The organism is Trichococcus sp. TS_SC_9 (genome assembly GCF_056156325.1).
Map to the genome: position 1 here is coordinate 1,993,920 of NZ_CM149591.1, position 16,041 is coordinate 2,009,960.

The 16,041-nt window shown below is 47.2% G+C and carries 16 protein-coding genes; 11 read left to right on the plus strand and 5 right to left on the minus strand.

Annotated features, from left to right (window positions below):
* Window positions 1–30 precede the first annotated feature (30 nt).
* From AC0J5I_RS09620 to AC0J5I_RS09630, 3 genes are all read right to left on the minus strand, one after another.
* Entirely contained in the window at window positions 31–648 is a 618-nt protein-coding gene (locus tag AC0J5I_RS09620; protein WP_475299609.1) for a flavin reductase family protein, read from the minus strand.
* 4 nt (window positions 649–652) lie between these two features.
* Window positions 653–1,555 (minus strand): VOC family protein, encoded by a 903-nt coding sequence (locus AC0J5I_RS09625; RefSeq protein WP_475299610.1) that lies wholly within the window; start codon window positions 1,553–1,555, stop codon window positions 653–655.
* Window positions 1,556–1,736: 181 nt separating this feature from the next.
* Window positions 1,737–2,768 carry a lactonase family protein gene (locus tag AC0J5I_RS09630; RefSeq protein ID WP_475299611.1) on the minus strand — a complete coding sequence of 344 codons (1,032 nt, stop codon included), beginning with the start codon at window positions 2,766–2,768 and terminating at the stop codon, window positions 1,737–1,739.
* A gap of 174 nt (window positions 2,769–2,942) precedes the next feature.
* Here AC0J5I_RS09630 and AC0J5I_RS09635 point away from each other — a divergent pair, with 174 nt between their 5' ends.
* The 6 genes from AC0J5I_RS09635 to AC0J5I_RS09660 all read left to right on the plus strand — a co-directional run bounded on the left by AC0J5I_RS09635 (window position 2,943) and on the right by AC0J5I_RS09660 (window position 8,007).
* Complete coding sequence (locus AC0J5I_RS09635; protein ID WP_475299612.1) at window positions 2,943–3,302, plus strand: PTS glucitol/sorbitol transporter subunit IIA; 360 nt, start codon at window positions 2,943–2,945, stop codon at window positions 3,300–3,302.
* An 11-nt stretch (window positions 3,303–3,313) separates the two neighbouring features.
* A complete protein-coding gene (locus AC0J5I_RS09640) occupies window positions 3,314–4,513 on the plus strand; it encodes an AI-2E family transporter (protein ID WP_475299613.1) in 1,200 nt (399 codons plus the stop codon).
* Between the two features lie 25 nt (window positions 4,514–4,538).
* Window positions 4,539–5,579 (plus strand): signal peptide peptidase SppA, encoded by a 1,041-nt coding sequence (sppA, locus tag AC0J5I_RS09645; RefSeq protein WP_475299614.1) that lies wholly within the window; start codon window positions 4,539–4,541, stop codon window positions 5,577–5,579.
* Window positions 5,579–6,145, plus strand: a complete 567-nt coding sequence (locus AC0J5I_RS09650) for an RDD family protein (RefSeq protein ID WP_475299615.1) — start codon at window positions 5,579–5,581, stop codon at window positions 6,143–6,145. Before sppA ends, AC0J5I_RS09650 begins: the two co-directional genes overlap by 1 nt.
* A gap of 337 nt (window positions 6,146–6,482) precedes the next feature.
* The gene (locus AC0J5I_RS09655) at window positions 6,483–6,884 is read left to right on the plus strand and encodes a GntR family transcriptional regulator (protein ID WP_475299616.1); all 402 of its coding nucleotides are present in this window, start codon (window positions 6,483–6,485) and stop codon (window positions 6,882–6,884) included.
* Window positions 6,871–8,007 (plus strand): DUF1648 domain-containing protein, encoded by a 1,137-nt coding sequence (locus AC0J5I_RS09660; RefSeq protein ID WP_475299617.1) that lies wholly within the window; start codon window positions 6,871–6,873, stop codon window positions 8,005–8,007. Before AC0J5I_RS09655 ends, AC0J5I_RS09660 begins: the two co-directional genes overlap by 14 nt.
* Before the next feature lie 59 nt (window positions 8,008–8,066).
* Here AC0J5I_RS09660 and AC0J5I_RS09665 read toward each other — a convergent pair whose 3' ends face one another.
* Both AC0J5I_RS09665 and AC0J5I_RS09670 read right to left on the minus strand, forming a co-directional pair.
* Entirely contained in the window at window positions 8,067–8,729 is a 663-nt protein-coding gene (locus AC0J5I_RS09665) for a type 1 glutamine amidotransferase (RefSeq protein WP_475299618.1), read from the minus strand.
* Window positions 8,730–10,082 carry a MurT ligase domain-containing protein gene (locus tag AC0J5I_RS09670; RefSeq protein ID WP_475299619.1) on the minus strand — a complete coding sequence of 451 codons (1,353 nt, stop codon included), beginning with the start codon at window positions 10,080–10,082 and terminating at the stop codon, window positions 8,730–8,732.
* Window positions 10,083–10,456: 374 nt separating this feature from the next.
* Between AC0J5I_RS09670 and AC0J5I_RS09675 the strand changes: the two genes are divergently transcribed.
* The 5 genes from AC0J5I_RS09675 (at window position 10,457) to glyA (ending at window position 15,798) form a co-directional block, all read left to right on the plus strand.
* On the plus strand, window positions 10,457–11,029 hold the full coding sequence (locus tag AC0J5I_RS09675; RefSeq protein ID WP_475299620.1) for a thymidine kinase: 573 nt from the start codon (window positions 10,457–10,459) through the stop codon (window positions 11,027–11,029).
* A gap of 42 nt (window positions 11,030–11,071) precedes the next feature.
* Window positions 11,072–12,151: a peptide chain release factor 1 gene (prfA, locus tag AC0J5I_RS09680; RefSeq protein ID WP_475299621.1), complete on the plus strand. Its 1,080-nt coding sequence runs from the start codon at window positions 11,072–11,074 to the stop codon at window positions 12,149–12,151.
* Complete coding sequence (gene prmC, locus AC0J5I_RS09685) at window positions 12,138–12,986, plus strand: peptide chain release factor N(5)-glutamine methyltransferase (RefSeq protein ID WP_475299622.1); 849 nt, start codon at window positions 12,138–12,140, stop codon at window positions 12,984–12,986. Before prfA ends, prmC begins: the two co-directional genes overlap by 14 nt.
* 396 nt (window positions 12,987–13,382) lie before the next feature.
* Window positions 13,383–14,411 carry an L-threonylcarbamoyladenylate synthase gene (locus AC0J5I_RS09690; protein WP_475299623.1) on the plus strand — a complete coding sequence of 343 codons (1,029 nt, stop codon included), beginning with the start codon at window positions 13,383–13,385 and terminating at the stop codon, window positions 14,409–14,411.
* 148 nt (window positions 14,412–14,559) lie between these two features.
* Window positions 14,560–15,798, plus strand: coding sequence for a serine hydroxymethyltransferase (glyA, locus tag AC0J5I_RS09695; RefSeq protein WP_475299624.1), 1,239 nt, complete (start codon window positions 14,560–14,562; stop codon window positions 15,796–15,798).
* Window positions 15,799–16,041 lie beyond the last annotated feature (243 nt).

Genomic DNA, 16,041 nt, shown 5'->3' on the forward strand with positions numbered 1-16,041 from the left:
GCGAGTCGACTTTTTCAAACCGAAAATCCGTTAAGGACGTTCCAGCGAAAAAATCTCCCCTAGCTTTGTATAGTCGTTGCCGGCCAGCCTTGCGACCGGCTCCAATTTGTCGGCCAAAACATACTGTTTTTCCTGATCGAACACCGATTCATCGAAAAAGAAATCTACGACGCGCAGAATGAAAAGATCTGTAAGCACGTTGCCTTCCGTATCCGTGAGAGGAACATATTGGTGTACAGTTGTCTCCATCCGTATTTTCGCCTCTTTGATGGCAGGTACAGTGACAGTGTTGCTGGCAGTCAATGTCAAATCCGTCAGATCGATTTCGCTCTCGGTGTCAGGCAATTGAGCAGCCGTTCTATTCATCTCCTCAACCAGTTCTTCGCTGACGATATGGACGACCCCTTGTCCGGAAGCCAGCAGGTTTTTGGCAGAATCCTTACTTTTTCCGTCATTCCTTAGAATAGCTACGCTTATCAGCGGCAGCACATTCGAGGCGACGCTAAAAAAACTGAAAGGCGCAGCATTTACGATCTGTGTTTCCGGATTCTGAGTGGTAATCCAAGCAATCGGGCGGGGAATGATGCTCCCGGTCAAAAATTTGTACATCTGTTTTGTGTTGAGCTCTTCGCTATTGAAATGTTGCATGAGATCACTTCTTTCTGTTCAGGATAGTGGATTCGATCGCTTTTCGTTGTGAATGCAGGAAATCTGGGAGGGCAAATGTTTCCCCGAGTTTCTCCAAGGGTTCATCCAATGTGAAGCCCGGTTTGTCGGTTGCAAACTCGATGCGCAATCCGCTCGGCTCGCGCAGATAAAGGCTTTGGAAGTAACCGCGATCGATGAATTTTTCTACGGTAATGTTATTTCCTTTTGCCTTTTCAAGGATCTGATCGAGATCTTTGCGGTCCGGCACGCTGTAAGCAATATGGTCGATGGCTCCTCTGCCGAGGCGGGAAGGCTTCAGGCTGGCGGATTGGATCAACCAACTTTTCTCATCCGGGGAAGACCTCGGATGGGCAATATGATCTGTCAGCAGCATCCCCAGCACATCGTGGAAAAAGGCCTTGGTTTTTTCCACATCTGACACGGTATATTGAATGCCTTGGATTCCGATGATCTGGTATTCGGCGGGCACCGCGCTGTGGTTCGTCGCCTGATTGGGTGCAATCATTTCGGCTACTTCGACCAAACTGATCTGCATATCGTCAGGGTCCAGGAAGGTACATCCGGCTTCAACATGTTCAATCATACGAATGGCCCCCGTGTTAAGGCGTTTTTTCCAGAACGGCAGACTGCCTTGAGGAATCTTCAATAGCACTTCGTGGATAAAACTGTCTTCTTCGTGACGATGGCCGACTCTCGGCAACTCGAAAAAGGTCAAAATCGTACCAGGAGTTCCTTTGTAGTCCCCATAAAAAAGATGGGGATCGGTCAAGTTATCCTGATTGACCGTCTGTTTTACGAGACGCAACCCTAGGATATCTGTATAGAATGTCTTGTTCTTCTCCGCATCTTTGGTGATGGCAGTGAGATGGTGAAAACCGGTAATCATGTAAGCTCCAACCTCCGTTCAAATAATCCATAAGTCGAGTATACAGGAGAGTGACTCAGCGAGGTTACTATTCTGCTCAGCTGGTAGCTTCAGCGATTTGTGCGTTGATTGCGACGGGATACACAAAGTGAAAATAAAAATCCTCCACGTTCATCAGAACGTGAAGGGAAATTTGTTTATTTTAGTGGAACACGCATACGCACTCTGGCGCGTAGACGTCTTTTTGTAGCAATGTCAATTTGCCTGTTTCTGCATCGCGTTCGAATAAAGTCAAGTTATCGGAATCCTGATGAGCCACGATCACGAATTGGTCGCTTGGATCCAAGTTGAAGTCACGCGGGATATTTCCTTCAGTCGGTACATATTCCACCAATGACAATGTTTTACCGTCTTCGGATACCGCATAGACAACCAATGAGTCATGACCACGATTGGAAGCATAAACGAATTTGCCGTCAGCGGAAATGCGGATAGCCGCGCCGCCGTTGAAGCCGGTATGCTCTTCAGGGATAGTCGTGATGACTTGCAATAATGAGAACGTGCCTGCTGCTGCATCATAAGCCAACACTTCGACATCGCTGCTCAATTCGCCGAACAAGTAAGCCACTTTGCCGTTCGGATGGAAAACCAAGTGACGCGGGCCAGTGCCGGGAGTCGCTTTATAGCGGGCAACTTCCGTCAGTTTGCCTTCATCGGAAACTGTGTAGGTGTAGACTTCATCGGTTCCCAAATCGCATGACAGCAAGTATTTTTTGTCCGGGGAAAGCGCGCTGTAATGCACATGCGGAATGTTTTGGTTTTCATGGATGCTTGAACCTTCATGTTGCGCACGGTCAGTCATCGTGAAGGAGCCGTCAGCGTTCTCTTTGTAGACTGTCAAGTATCCGCCGTGGTAATTGGCAGTGAAAATCAATTTTTTGTCTTCGTCGAAGTAGATGTAGCAAGGCGCAGATCCTTCGGCAGAAATTTCGGCTACCTTATCATAGGTTCCGTTTTCATTTTTCTTGAAAGAAGTGATGCCGCCGCCTTCGTCCGTTTTGGAAATCGCGTACAGTGTTTCTTTGTCTGCAGATAGATCCAGGTAAGTAGGGCTGTCGACTTCCGCAATCAAGCGATAATCACGCAATTCTTTTTTATCGGTGTCCAAAATGATTTGATGAACCCCTTTGCTTTCTCTTTTCGTGTAAGAGCCAAGATATAAAACTTGTTCCATCCAAAGACCTCCTATATATTATGATAATTCCATTATAACAAATGACCTTCACAATTACAGGGGAAAAAGCTTGTAAAGCAAATAAAGTTGGTTTCAATGGCATAATCAATGGTTTGCCAAATAAACTGTGATAGAATAGAAGTTGTAAAAAGTGTCTGAAAAGGGGATATGTCAATGCAAAGCAAAGTAATTCAAATTGGAGAAAAAGCAATAGATATAAAGGAACCGATGATCATCCTGTTCGATGACAGCGCAACGGCAACATTGCAGGAGGTTTCCGTCATCCATCGTTTTTTGGAGCCGCAGGAATGGTTCGAACTGGCAGATGGGGACCAGATATTGTTTGACGACCAGGAATACCGCATATCCTATATCGGTACGCATGTCCTGAAAAATCTGCAGTCGCTCGGCCACACAACCATGATTTTCAAAAATTGGGATGACGAACGCCTGGAAACAAGCATTTATTTGACTCCTTACATTTTGCCCACAATAACGGACGGTACCACCATTACTTATAAGAAGAAAGATTGAAGGTGAGTCCAATGGAAAGAACTCCACGTAGAGGAACGAAATCCGGGAATCGATTGTCGTGGTTCGAAAAATGGTTTCTGAACAATAAGTTCGTGACTGTTCTTCTGATTACCTTATTGATTCTCCTGATCGTTTTGGTATTTTCAAAAATTTCCCATCTTTTGGGACCGGTAGGCAGCTTCTTCAGTGTCATCGGCTTTCCGCTGATAATGGCGGGCATTTTTTATTACATGTTGAATCCGTTGGTTACGCTGATGGAGAAGCGGGGCATCAAGCGATTTGCCGGGACTTGGATCGCCTTTGTGCTGGTTTTGCTGATGATGATATGGGGATTTGCGATTCTGATCCCGATCATCCGCGATCAGACAATAGGCATTGTCCGCGAATTTCCGGCTTACTGGCAGGCGCTCGAGACCATGACGATTGAATTGGTCAATTATGATTGGTTTACTTCCCTTCAGGATCAGATCAACCAAATCAATGCTGACATCTTCAACAGTGTTTCAACGAAATTGAACGAGGTCCTGTCGAATACGGTAAGTGGCTTGGGAAGCGTGGTAGGGATTTTGACGAATGCGTTTGTGGGAATCGTCACGATGCCTATAATCTTGTATTATTTGCTGAAGGAAGGGGATAAGTTGCCTCTGACTTTTCTGCAATTCTTCCCGACAAATCTGCGGGAATCAATTGGTGAACTTCTGAAGAAAATCAATACGCAGATCAGCCAATATGTCCGCGGTCAGATAACGGTCGCCTTCTTTGTCGGGCTCATGTTTGTCATAGGCTATGCCCTTATCGGAATGAAATTCGGCATCGTCTTGGGGATACTCGCAGGCTTCTTGAATATTATCCCATATATGGGTTCCTTCATTGCGATGGTGCCCGCTGTGATTGTTGCGATAGTGGATTCTCCGCTAATGTTGGCAAAAGTGCTGTTGGTTTTCTCGATTGAACAATTCATCGAGGGGCGCGTCATTTCACCGCAAGTATTAGGCAGCAATCTCGAGGTCCATCCCGTCACAATCATCTTCGTGTTGCTTACGGCAGGAAAACTGTTCGGTCTGACCGGTTTCATCTTAGGCATTCCCGGTTATGCTGTCCTTAAAGTGCTGTTCATGCATATTTTTGATTGGTACAAGGAAATTTCCGGATTGTATTTGGATGAACCAGAAATTGAAGAAGAACCGGAAGAGGATTATGTTCAAGAATAATCGAAACGAAAAGGGGTAATGTTTGATGAATAAAAAGAGATGGATTGCGGTGGCAATCGCGCTTGTGCTTTTCGTGGCATCAATCGGCTCGCAAGCTCTTTCTACCCAGTTGGCTGACCAAACGGAAGATTCGCTCGGCCAACTCACCGGTAACTTGATTCCAGGGACGGGCCTGCAGGAAAATGTTATGGAAAGTGGCGATGCCAGCAACCGGATCGCGGTTCTGCATATCGAAGGCACGATCCAATCAGGTACAGGAAGTATGCTGACGGACGGCTCCAGCTATGATCACGACCTTTTCCTGGAGCAATTGAAAGCCATCGAAGAGGATGACACGATCAAAGGGATTTTCCTGATAGTGGACAGCCCGGGTGGTGGGGTATATGAAAGTGCGGAAGCACACGATAAATTGTACCGCATTGCTGCTGAAAAGGAACTTCCGGTCTATGCTTCGATGCAAGGAACGGCCGCAAGCGGGGGCTACTACATTTCCGCTGGTGCGGACAAAATTTATGCTACTGCTGAAACGACTACCGGTTCGATCGGCGTCATCATGCAAGCAATCGAATATTCTGGCCTTCTTGAAAAATTGGGTATCGAATACAATACGATCAAGTCAGGCAGCCTCAAGGACATCGGGTCGCCGGATCGGGATATGACGGAAGAAGAGCGTGCGTTGCTTCAGGCATACGTCGATGAGGCTTATCAGCGTTTCGTCACCGTTGTATCAACGGGAAGGGATATGCCGGAAGAAGAAGTCCGCGCAGTAGCGAACGGCATGATTTATTCGGGAACCCAAGCGCAAGCGCTAGGGTTGGTGGATGAGATAGCCTACACGGATGATGCGTTGCAAGCGATGAAAGTAGCTTATGACCTCGAGGATGCAGAAGTGTTCGACTATACTTCGACACCTAGCCTGTTTTCCGATTTTTCTTGGTTGTTCGCCCAGGCGACTGCCAAACTGACTGGCCAGAACAACCAGACACTTACCGAACTGCAATTGCTACGTGACACTTTCGGGACAACCGCCGCTCCGAGATTGCTTTATCTCTACGGGGGTGAGTGATGATGGAAGAGCAAACCACTACGCATGAAGAACGCTTGGAAGAAATCCGGAAAAAGAAAGTAGCTTGGGAGGAAGCCGAGCGCTTTTCCGACCAGCAGGAACGCCCGTTTCACCGCTATCCGGATTACGTTTTCGCCGGTTTTTGGATCAGGTTCTTTGCCTACCTCGTCGATTTGCTGATTGTGCAGGCTTTGGTGGGGATTTTAATCAAGCCGATTTTCGCTTTGGCCAGCATCAGTATGCTAGGAAACGATCCCTTGACCTTGTACGGATTTCTTCAGTTGCTGATCCTTGTCGGGTATTTCATCCTGATGACGAAATATACGAACGGCCAAACAATCGGGAAAATGATTTTCGGCATCCGGGTCGTCTGCTTCAAAGAAGAAAAACTCAGTTGGCAGACCCTCTTGATCCGGGAAGGCGTCGGCCGCTATATCGGCAAAATCGTGGCTGCGATCTATCTGGTCGCTGCCTTCCAAAACAAGAAACAGCATCCGATCGATATGCTTTGCGATACCTCGGTCGTGACGGAAAACAGCATCAGGGCTTTGCAGGAGAGTTACTAGTAGCGAGAACAAATGTTGGAAAACGGTATGCGACCGGTGGTTATCGGTCGCATGCCGTTTTTGTGTTGTGCTGGGTTCGGGTGTGTTGGCCGGAGGAGAACGGGGATAATAAGTAGGATAGTGTGGAGCTCCGGTGACGCCGTCGTTTTCCGGAGAAGAGCGGAAAACTACAGCAGGTCCTCCGGCGAGCTCCTGCTCATAGGAGGACACCTATCAATCTTACCCTCTCCTCCGGGGAAGCCTGTTTTAACCGGAGGAGACGGCAGTCCGTCTATTCGTACTTGCAAATTCCACCGCTAGTGTTATACTTGTTATATAACGAACAGGAGGGTTGAATATGTTCATCGAAATTCTTCCGAACAGTGATACGCCGATCTACACGCAACTGATGTATCAGATTAAAATTGGAATCCTCAAACGGCAATGGTCATATGGGGAGGGGTTGCCGAGCGTCCGGAGCCTGGCCAGTGAATTGGGCATCAACATGCATACCGTGAATAAAGCGTATAATCTGTTGGTCGACGAAGGCGTGCTGGTAAAAAACCAGAAAGGCTATTTCGTCAGCGAACGGGCAATGATGGCTTCCAATGAGCATACGAAAGCGGCGATGCAGGATAAGCTCAAGGAAATCCTGATCGACAAACAGATTTTTGAGGTCAATGAAGAAACGTTCAACGGATGGTTGAACGAAATCAAGAAAGAGCTGGAAGGCGAGGAAAAAGCAGATGCTGATATTTAGTTGGTTCATGGTGATACTATTTTTGATTATTGGGGTCGTCAACGGCATTACGCCATATTACAGCCGGTTAAGTACACCGTTTGGAGTGACGGTTCCGACATCCCATCAGAAGGACCCCTATGTTTTGAAGCTGAAAAAAGCCTACCTATACCAAAATGTGGTCGGGAGCATTCTGCTCGCTGCGCCCATCTTTTTCTTTCTTCGCTGGGATGATCAAGAGAAAGTGGAGATGGTCTCCAGCATCTATGTGACGGTTGCGATGTTCGTTTTCATCTTCCTGTCCTTCCTTCTCTATCTGCAGAAACGGAAACAGCTCCGCAGTTGGAAAGCAACGAACGACATCAGAATTGAAACGAAAAAAGCCAAAATCGTAATCGATACCGGCTATCAAAAAGATCTGAAGGTGGTCTCCCATTCGGTCTTCGTTTCGGCGCAACTGTTCATCCTGTTGGTGACTGTGGCGGTAACGCTTTATTTTTATGACCTGATACCCGAAAGGTTCCCAGTTCACTGGAATAGCTCAAATGAGCCGGATCGGATCGTCGATAAAACGTACGTGAATGTATTCATGCTGCCGGCGATACAATTGTTGATGGTTCCGATGATGTTTTTCAGCCACTATTCCTTCATCAAATCGAAACAGAAGATTTCGCCCTATCTTTCCGACCTCTCCAGCAAGCAGAGCAAGCTGTTCCGCCAAGCCTGGTCTTATTACTTCTTAGTCGTGACGGTGCTGACGCAACTCTTGATGAGCGGCATCCATTTCTTTTCCCTGTTCTTCGCTGACAGCGGGGCCGGTTGGATCATCGGCATGACGATTCCGTTCGTGGTCGTCATAGTTGGGTACAGCGTTTATCTGACCTGGAAATACGGCCAAGGCGGCGAAAAACTGTTCCTGAACGAAGCGGGGGAACTGCCGGATGAAGTGACGGAAGCGGACGAAGAACGTTACTGGAAGTGGGGAGTATGGTATTACAACCCAGAAGATCCGTCGATATTTGTAGAAAAACGCTTCGGTATCGGAAGCACACTGAATATGGCGAGATGGCAAGCATGGGCGTTCGTCGCCGGACTGTTGGCATTTGTAGTGCTGACGATTGTGCTTTCATTCGCGATGGAATAACGATGAGCACACATCAAAACAGAGGCCAGGACATTTTGTCCTGGCCTCTGTTTTTCACTTTATTTTTCGATCTTTTTGTTGTGTTGGGCAATGGCCATATCGACGATGCGGTTTGCCAAGTGGATGTTGCGGACCAACAGAGGCCCATGGAAATAAGAACAGAAGACATTCTTATAGCGGGCGCCTTCGGTCTTATCTTCACCGTTATTACCCATGCCTTTTTCGACTTTTCCGAGCGGGCGCATGTTTTCGCCAAGGAAGGTCCGTCCATTATGGTTTTCGAATCCCTCGTAGGTCTCATTGAATTCCTCGCTGCGGATCGTGATATCGCCGATGAACCGGTTGTTGTCCTGGCTCAAAGTATAATGATCCAAGGCGCTGATGCCGGAGATTTTATTGCCGGATGCATCCATGTAATAGTGGCCCAATAATTGGTAACCACCACAGATGGCTAATACCACGCCATCGTTTTCGATATATTCCTTGATTCCTGCTGCTTTGTCCTGAATGTCTTTGGAAACGATGAACTGTTCGTAATCCTGGCCTCCTCCAAAAAAGACGAGGTCATATTTTTCGGGATCGAAAGGCTGGTCCAAACTGATGATCTCTGTTTCGAAATCGATGCCTTTTTCACGGGCACAATACTGGAGCATCAACAGATTTCCGTTGTCACCGTATGTGTTCAGTAGGTTGCCGTACAAATGGCAAATACGTAGTTGCATTTATTTCATCCTTTCCGCTATATAGCCTTGGTTCGCCAGCTCTTTACGGAGTTGCAGCACAGCGGTGTAAGTTGCCATCACATAGATTTTTTTCGTAGGAGCCTTTTTGAAAGCTTTGATGACATCGGTGATTTCCGGCAACACTTCCAGCTTTTCTTCCGGAATGCCGGCCACCTTCATGCGTAAGGTCAGCTCTTTTTGGCGGATGCCGCTGACGGTAACTTTCGGGATATCAAAATCCAAAAATTTCTCGTAGTTTCCGTCCCAGATCCAGCTGACATCGGTTCCGTCTGCCGGGCGATCATTCAGGATCGAGACGACGCTGAATGGCTCCTCTTCGTAATGCAGAAGGTCGATGACTTGATTCAGACCGACCGGATTTTTGATCAGATTCAGGATGATTTCCTTGTCGTCGACGGTGATCGTTTCTTGACGACCGAATTTTTGCTGGGCAGCCGAGAAGCCAGCTTGGATTTCTTCAGGAGTCAAGCCGAAATGCTTGCCGACGGAATAGGCAGCCAATGCATTATAGACGTTGTAGAGACCGGCAACATTCGTGTGGAACGGCTGGCCATCGATTTCAAAGGAAGAACTCTTGTGCGTTAATTTGTCCACTTTGGTGACCGCATAAGCCAATTCCGGACGTTTGAAATCACAATGGGCACAGTAGTATTTCCCAAGGTTGCTGTATGTATTGAATTTATAGCGCAAAATGTGCTGGCATTTCGGACACAGCACACCGTCCGTATTGTAATGCGCCAAGGTGTCGCCATCCGGCTCGTGATTGAAACCGAAATAGATCTGTTTGTTGACCAACTCTTTGGAGTTGAAGATGGGGCTGTCTCCATTCGCCAGGATAACCGCATCCGGTGCGAGTGCAGCGCCATCGACCATTTTTTGGTAGATTGTATAGATTTCGCCGAATCGATCCATTTGATCGCGGAAAACATTCGTGTTTACGATGACCTTTGGCTTAATGAATTTCGTCACTTTGACGAGGCTGGCTTCATCGACCTCAAGAACAGCAAAGGCTCTTTCCTTTTTTACTTTTCGTGAATAGCCTTCCAGGAATGAAGAGATGATGCCTTGCTCCATGTTGGCGCCGGTCGGATTCGTCAAAATATGCGGGAATTTTTGTTGCAGGACATGATAAGTCAACGATGTCGTCAGCGTCTTGCCATTTGTGCCGGTGATGATGACGACATCAAAATTTTCAGAAAGATGTTGCAATACGTCGGGATCCAATTTCACGGCCAGTTTGCCGGGCAGACTGGTTCCGCCTTTGGTAAATGTTTGAAGACCCCACTGGGCGATTTTGCCGATATTGATTGCTAGTGAACCGCGGATAGTCAAATAAATTCGCTCCTTACTTATGTATCTCTTGCCATCATAGCATATAACAAGGCTTTTTTCGATAGCGTTAGTATAGCAGAAATTGCCCGGATTTAATATTTTAAGATGCCTTATCGTGTCAGGAAAGGGTGTTCCGATTGCCGGATAACAGCTGATGATCGTGAATTTTATTGACTTTGGAGCCATTTCCTACTATCATTATACGGGATGTTATTCAGTTTTTTTATCATTCGCCAACCTTACGGGAGCGGGATGATGAAGGTGAGATAATAGCGGGTCGGAAGCAGGATGACACAAGGGCATCCTTTCTTTTTGCAGGAAATTCCGACCGATTTATGAAAAATAGGCAAGACGCTGTTGGAAAGGTGGACATAATGGCACAGTTATTTTTTAAATATGGGGCGATGAACAGCGGGAAATCGATTGAGATCCTGAAGGTTGCCTACAATTATGAAGAGCAGAACAAATCAGTGATGATCTTTACTAGCGCGATCGATGACCGGGATGGTGTAGGCTATGTTTCGAGTCGGATCGGATTGAAGCGCGAAGCCACTCCGATTGCGGATGATACGGATATATTTTTGGAAGTCAGCAAAAATCCGAAAAAGCCGGCCTGCATTTTGATAGATGAATCTCAATTCCTATCCAAAGCGCATGTTATCCAACTGGCACGCATCGTGGACGAATTGTCTATCCCCGTGATGGCGTTCGGATTGAAGAATGATTTCCAGAACGAATTGTTCGAAGGCTCAAAATATCTGTTGCTTTATGCGGATAAGATAGAAGAAATCAAAACCATCTGCTGGTACTGTCATAAAAAAGCGATCATGAACATGCGTGTCGTGGACGGAAAACCAGTATATGCCGGCGAACAGATCCAGATCGGCGGAAACGAATCCTATCTTCCCGTCTGCCGTAACCATTACCACCACCCGCCATTGGCCTAGAACAGATAATCAGAAACAAAAAAAGAGGAGTTTAAAATAGTTATGTATGATCAATTAGATGCATTCATTATCCGTTATGAAGAGCTTTCCGAATTATTAAGTGATCCGGAAGTCCAGGCTGACACAAAACGGTTCTTGGGATTGACCAAGGAAGAAGCAGGGCTGCGCGAGAAAGTCGCGACCTTCAATCGCTATAAAGAGGTCGAAGGAGAAATCGCCGACACAGAAGAAATGTTGTCAGAAAATTTAGATGATGACATGGCTGTTATGGCTAAAGAGGAATTGAGCGACTTAAAGAAAGAGAAGACCGATCTTGAAGAGCGCATCAGAGTTTTGTTGCTCCCTACCGATCCGAACGATGACAAAAACATCATCATGGAGATCCGCGGGGCTGCCGGCGGAGATGAGGCAGCTTTATTCGCCGGAAAGCTGTTTGGCATGTACAGCAAATTCGCTGAAAACCAAGGCTGGCGTGTTGAGGTCATGGATGCGAACATTACCGGCATCGGCGGCTACAAAGAGATCATCCTTATGATCAGCGGAAACGGTGCCTACTCCAAACTGAAATATGAGAGCGGCGCACACCGTGTCCAACGTGTCCCGGAAACAGAATCACAAGGGCGTGTGCACACCTCCACAGCCACCGTTGTCGTCTTGCCTGAAGCGGAAGATGTCGAATTGAACATCGAAGACAAAGACATCCGCACAGACATCTATCATGCCAGCGGAGCCGGCGGACAGCACGTCAACAAGACGGCATCAGCGGTCCGATTGACCCACTTACCGACCGGAATCGCCGTTGCCATGCAGGATGAACGTTCCCAGATCAAAAATCGCGAGAAAGCGATGAAAATTTTGCGCACGCGTGTGTACGACAAAATCTCTTCAGATGCACAATCAGAATACGATGCTACGCGTAAATCAGCAATCGGTACAGGCGATCGTTCCGAACGGATCCGCACCTACAACTTCCCGCAAAACCGTGTCACGGATCACCGTATCGGTTTGACCTTGCAAAAGTTGGATACGATTTTAAGCGGAAAATTGGATGAAGTCATCGATGCGTTGATCATGGCAGATCAGACGCAAAAATTGGAGTCCTTGAACAATGGGTCAATCTAAGGAGCTCACTTACCAGCAAGCATTGCAGAATGGCGCGCTTTTTTTGGAACAGAACGAAAAAAGTCCGTTGGCTGCTGAAAGGCTGCTTTTGGATCGTTTGGGTTGGACGAAAACGGATTTGTTGATGCGTTTTGCCGATCCGATAACGGATCCAGAATACAAGCAGTATTTCAGCGACATAAATGAGTACGTCGCGGGCAAACCGATCCAGTACATCGTAGGCGTCGAATGGTTCTATGGCTATCCCTTAAAAGTCACGGAAGCTACGTTGATTCCGCGTCCGGAAACCGAGGAACTTGTGCAACGGGCTTTAAAATGCCTGGAAGGGAAAGGGCCTCAGAAAGTCCTCGACATCGGGACAGGGTCCGGCGCTATAGCCATTGCGATGAAAAAGGAACGCCCGCAGGATGAAGTTACAGCCACTGATCTGTCTGAAGAAGCATTGGCCGTCGCGAAAGAGAATGCTGAGCATCTGAATGTGGACATCCGTTTTCTGCAAGGGGATCTGCTTGAACCCGTGCAGTTGGAGACCTTCGACTGCATCCTCAGCAATCCGCCTTACATCAGCGAAGATGAAATCGGCTTGATGGATCGCTCCGTTTTGGATTACGAACCGCATTCGGCCTTATTCGCTGACCACGACGGATTGGACCTATACCAAAAGATGGCGTTCACGCTTCCGTTTCATTTGAAAACAGACGGATGCCTGTTCATGGAAATCGGGTTCAGCCAAGGCGAAAAATTATTGGAACTCTACAAAAAAGCTTTCCCGGATAAAACGGTCACGATCGAAAAAGATCTGTCCGGCCTCGATCGCATGCTAATAGTCAAATAAGAAAAGCTGAACGGGTTCGTTCAGCCCTGAATGAAATTTAGGAAATTGGGCCATGCAACGTTCCCTACGGTCACCTTGTACTGGGACTCTAAGGGATGAATCCCTAAAAGTCCCATGCAACTGAGCATCGTAGAGCGCAATTGCTGGGAGACTTCCTGCGTCAGCAGGTTAGTCGAACAGTATGTCTTGGCTCGTAGAGACAAGAGGTTCCTTCATCCGTTTTCCGAAGGGCTAACCCGTGAAGCTAGCCAACTAGCTTATTAAGCATATTATGATGAGACGAGTCGCCTGTAATCCATGGGCAAAAAATGGCTGTGGGCAATTGCCCCGGCTATTTTTTTAACCTGAACAGCGCTGCTGTGTGGTCAAACATTCAGAAAGGAGCATTTATTTATTATGGAAACAAAAATATATGCCGCCTCAACGATCGATGAGGCGGCCGAACTGCTGAAAGCTGGAGAATTGATTGCCTTTCCGACAGAGACAGTTTACGGTCTGGGTGCTATCGCATCAAATGATGAAGCCGTCAAAAATGTATATAAAGTAAAAGGAAGACCCAGCGACAATCCATTGATTGTTCATGTATCCGATCGGGAGATTGCGCAATATGTAGCCCTTGTGCCGCCCACAGCAGAAGCCTTGATGAAGGCTTTTTGGCCAGGACCTTTGACTTTGATTTTCCCGATGAAAGAAGGAGTTTTTGCGCCGACCGTAACAGCAGGCCACAATACCGTTGCGCTGCGGATGCCTGCCCAAGAACAAACACTGGAATTGATCAGAAAAACCGGCTTTCCTTTGGTGGGACCGAGCGCGAACACTTCAGGCAAACCGAGCCCGACGACCGCCCAACACGTGATGCATGACCTTTCAGGGAAAATTGCAGGCATCCTTGATGGAGGAGAAACGCAGATCGGTTTGGAATCAACCGTTCTGGACTTGACCAATGCCGAAGGACCCGTCATTTTGCGCCCGGGCGCCATCACGGAAGTGCAGTTGGAGCCGATCATCGGCAAACTGGCAGGAAGTGCGCTAACTACAGATGAAGCAGAGGCTCCGAAAGCCCCAGGGATGAAATATCAACATTATGCCCCCGCGCAACCGGTCATCCTGATTGATGGAACGGCCGCTGATTGGGAAGCCATCATTGAAGTGTATCGCGGTGAAGGCAAGAAAATCGGCATTTTGGCATCTGAAGAACAACTGGCTGTGCATAAGGGTGCAGCGCTAGCTACCTATTCATTGGGATTGAAGGATGATGTGGCAGCTGCATCGCAGCGTCTCTATGCTGGATTACGGTATCTCGATGAACAGCCGGTCGATGTGATTTTGGCGGAAGCTTATGACCTTGCCGGCCTCGGGAAGGCATTCATGAATCGTCTGGAAAAAGCGGCTTCTTCAAAATATCCGAAAAAACAGGCGGAATAATCGTCTAATATCCGTCTTTAGCTTACTTTTTATATAAAATATTCAAATCCAGGAGCTTATATGTTTTATTTCTGAAAAATTATGCTATACTCAACTTACATTTTTTTATGTTTAAAATTTTGGAATAATGTGATGGAAGGGTGCAAACATGGATAAAGAATTATTTGCAGCAATTGAAAAAGAACGCGAAAGACAAGAGAACGGAATCGAGCTGATTGCTTCCGAAAACTTTGTATCTGAAGATGTTATGAGAGCGCAAGGCAGCATCTTGACCAACAAATATGCTGAAGGCTACCCAGGTCGTCGTTATTACGGTGGTTGCGAATTTATCGATATCATCGAAAACTTGGCGATCGATCGCATTAAAGCAATATTCGGTGCAGAATATGCCAACGTACAACCGCATTCCGGTTCGCAAGCAAATATGGCAGCTTACCGTGCATTAGTTCAACCCGGCGACAAAATATTGGGTATGGACCTTAGCCACGGCGGCCACTTGACGCATGGCGCATCCGTGAATTTCAGCGGTCAGACTTATGACTTCGTTGCTTACGGTGTGGAAAAAGAATCAGAAACAATCAATTATGACACCGTCAGAGAGATTGCCCTGAAAGAACAACCAAAATTGATCGTTGGCGGCGCCAGTGCTTACTCGCGCGCAATCGATTTCAAACGTTTGAGAGAAATCGCTGATGAAGTCGGCGCTTACTTCATGGTGGATATGGCTCATATCGCAGGACTTTGCGCAACAGGACATCACCAAAATCCGGTTGAATATGCCCACATTGTAACCACTACAACACATAAAACACTTCGCGGCCCGCGTGGCGGAGTCATCTTAGCCAAAGAAGAATTCGGCAAAAAGTTGAACAGCGCTGTCTTCCCAGGCATCCAAGGCGGTCCTTTAGAGCACGTCATCGCTGCTAAAGCTGTATCATTCTTTGAAGCTGCAACACCAGAGTACACGGAATATATCGGCCAGGTCATCAAAAATGCCCAAGCAATGGCTGACGTCTTCAATGCATCCGACCTGCGCGTCATCAGTGGCGGGACAGACAACCACTTATTGTTGTTGGATGTTACAAGCAGCGGCTTGAACGGAAAACAAGTAGAAAAATTGTTGGATACCGTTGAGATCACTGTCAACAAAAATACGATCCCTTTTGAAACGCTTGGCGCCAACAAAGCCAGTGGCATCCGTATCGGCACACCTGCCATCACAACAAGAGGCTTGAAGGAAGCAGAAGCACGCAAGATTGCTGAATTGATCGTGGAAACTATTCATAACCACACAGATGAAGCGAAATTGGCTGAAGTCCGTGCGGCTGTCAAAGCCATCACGCAAGCTTTCCCATTGCACAAAAAACTAGCTGCTACTGAAGCATAAATAGACCACTTAAGAGCTGCCTCCATGAGGCGGCTCTTTTCTTCACCCGGAGTAGTCCGCAACGTAGCTGATAGTAGAGTCGAGAATGGCGAACAGCCGACGACCACATTCCTCATCCCTAAAACAGGCACGACCGGGTCCGTATCACCCTTTGACAGATCTTTTGCTGTTTTCTCATTGTTTTATTTCTGGTATTTGTAGCGGTTTTCAATTACAATAGGTTGAGCAAAAATAGGAAAGTGG

Bases quoted from the DNA above. Each gene is read 5' to 3' on its own strand.
- AC0J5I_RS09630 (WP_475299611.1), bottom strand. From the start codon at position 2,768: ATGGAACAAGTTTTATATCTTGGCTCTTACACGAAAAGAGAAAGCAAA.
- AC0J5I_RS09690 (WP_475299623.1), top strand. From the start codon at position 13,383: ATGGAAACAAAAATATATGCCGCCTCAACGATCGATGAGGCGGCCGAA.
- AC0J5I_RS09635 (WP_475299612.1), top strand. From the start codon at position 2,943: ATGCAAAGCAAAGTAATTCAAATTGGAGAAAAAGCAATAGATATAAAG.
- prmC (WP_475299622.1), top strand. From the start codon at position 12,138: ATGGGTCAATCTAAGGAGCTCACTTACCAGCAAGCATTGCAGAATGGC.
- AC0J5I_RS09620 (WP_475299609.1), bottom strand. From the start codon at position 648: ATGCAACATTTCAATAGCGAAGAGCTCAACACAAAACAGATGTACAAA.
- AC0J5I_RS09650 (WP_475299615.1), top strand. From the start codon at position 5,579: ATGATGGAAGAGCAAACCACTACGCATGAAGAACGCTTGGAAGAAATC.
- AC0J5I_RS09665 (WP_475299618.1), bottom strand. From the start codon at position 8,729: ATGCAACTACGTATTTGCCATTTGTACGGCAACCTACTGAACACATAC.
- AC0J5I_RS09655 (WP_475299616.1), top strand. From the start codon at position 6,483: ATGTTCATCGAAATTCTTCCGAACAGTGATACGCCGATCTACACGCAA.
- glyA (WP_475299624.1), top strand. From the start codon at position 14,560: ATGGATAAAGAATTATTTGCAGCAATTGAAAAAGAACGCGAAAGACAA.
- AC0J5I_RS09675 (WP_475299620.1), top strand. From the start codon at position 10,457: ATGGCACAGTTATTTTTTAAATATGGGGCGATGAACAGCGGGAAATCG.
- AC0J5I_RS09640 (WP_475299613.1), top strand. From the start codon at position 3,314: ATGGAAAGAACTCCACGTAGAGGAACGAAATCCGGGAATCGATTGTCG.
- AC0J5I_RS09660 (WP_475299617.1), top strand. From the start codon at position 6,871: ATGCTGATATTTAGTTGGTTCATGGTGATACTATTTTTGATTATTGGG.
- sppA (WP_475299614.1), top strand. From the start codon at position 4,539: ATGAATAAAAAGAGATGGATTGCGGTGGCAATCGCGCTTGTGCTTTTC.
- AC0J5I_RS09625 (WP_475299610.1), bottom strand. From the start codon at position 1,555: ATGATTACCGGTTTTCACCATCTCACTGCCATCACCAAAGATGCGGAG.
- prfA (WP_475299621.1), top strand. From the start codon at position 11,072: ATGTATGATCAATTAGATGCATTCATTATCCGTTATGAAGAGCTTTCC.